The following is a 405-nucleotide window of genomic DNA, read 5'->3' as shown; positions in this document are numbered from 1 at the left end:
ATATGTGACGGCCTGGGGGGCGTTGATTGCACAGGGCAAACTTGGTGCCGACGATTTTGTCATCGTCTCGGCGGCGTCAAGCAGCGTTGGCATTGCCGCAATCCAGATCGCGCGTAGCGTCGGCGCAACCGTGATCGCAACGACGCGCACCAGCGCGAAGGCGAAACCGCTACAAGAGGCCGGCGCTCACCATGTGATTGCCACGGCAGAGGAGGACCTCGCGGCCCGGGTGAAAGCGATCACGAATGGCAAGGGCGCGCGCGTTGTATTCGACCCCATCGGTGGCCCGGCGATCGCCCAACTCGCGGAGTGCATGGCATTCGGTGGCATCCTTCTCGAGTACGGCGCGCTGAGCACTGACGCTGGCACGTTCCCGCAGTTCGCCCTTTTAGGCAAGTGCCTGAC

At 63.5% G+C, this 405-nt stretch carries 1 protein-coding gene; it reads left to right on the top strand.

Annotation, left to right across the window (positions count from 1 at the left end):
- Nucleotides 1-405: zinc-binding dehydrogenase (locus ACEWB7_RS18315; protein ID WP_411581137.1), on the top strand; the 405-nt coding region annotated here is incomplete at both ends.

The organism is Acinetobacter sp. NIOH-H-8, from assembly GCF_046635365.1.
Lineage (GTDB): Bacteria > Pseudomonadota > Gammaproteobacteria > Pseudomonadales > Moraxellaceae > Acinetobacter.
Note: the sequence above shows the minus strand (reverse complement) of the source record. Positions and strands in the feature narration are given on the sequence as shown.